The organism is Sphingobium sp. FG58, from assembly GCF_057809055.1.
This window is the reverse complement of sequence record NZ_JBMDJF010000063.1, coordinates 1-778: the sequence shown is the minus strand read 5'-3', so window position 1 is coordinate 778 and position 778 is coordinate 1. Positions and strand designations below refer to the sequence as shown.

Here is a 778-nt window from a genome sequence, read left to right as displayed (position 1 = left end):
GCGGCCCAACCACGTCTGGTGCGCCGACGTGACGTACATCCCCATGCGCCGGGGCTTCCTCTATCTGGTAGCGATCATGGATTGGGCGACCCGGACGGTCCTAGCCTGGCGGTTGTCGAACACCATGGATGCCGGCTTCTGCGTCGCGGCGCTGGCCCGGTTCGGCAAGCCGGAAATCTTCAACACCGATCAGGGTAGCCAGTTCACCAGCTTCGCCTTCACCAGCGTGCTACGCGAGGCCGAGGTCCGCATCAGCATGGATGGTCGGGGACGGTGGATGGACAACGTCTTCATCGAGCGGCTCTGGCGCTCCCTGAAATACGAATGCGTCTACCTCCATGCCTTCGAGACCGGTTCGGAGCTGAAGGCTGGTCTTGGTCGGTGGATTACCTATTACAACACCCAGCGTCCGCACTCGAGCCTTGCCGGCAGAACGCCGCTCGAGGCCTATCGGCGGAACGGGCAATCAGGTCATGGGCGGATGTCCCGGATATCCATCCCAACATCTCCGAGATTTATCGGCACAAGGTCGAGCGACTGACGCATGCGCTATCACATCCGGAGGAGCGCCAGGAAGCAGCGGATGCGTTGCGGGCATTGATTGAGCGCATCGACCTCACGCCCGGCGCGAAGCGCGGTGAGGTCAATGCTATGCTCTACGGCGAGTTTGGCAGGATCCTGGAATGGATCGAACAGCGTCGACTAGCCGAGAATGCACAAAGCCCCGGCGCTTTCGCGTCGGGGCTTTTGGGAATGTCGGTTTTGTTGGTTGCGGGAG

1 protein-coding gene and 1 pseudogene are annotated in these 778 nt (G+C 61.4%); both read left to right on the top strand.

Going from position 1 to position 778, the window contains the following annotated elements; translation table 11 throughout:
* A partial coding sequence (locus tag ACODR8_RS19970) for an IS3 family transposase (protein WP_489008856.1) occupies window positions 1-541 on the top strand: 541 nt, incomplete at its 5' end.
* A 56-nt stretch (window positions 542-597) separates the two neighbouring features.
* Window positions 598-778 (top strand): annotated as a pseudogene (locus ACODR8_RS19965) (recombinase family protein); the annotation flags it as partial.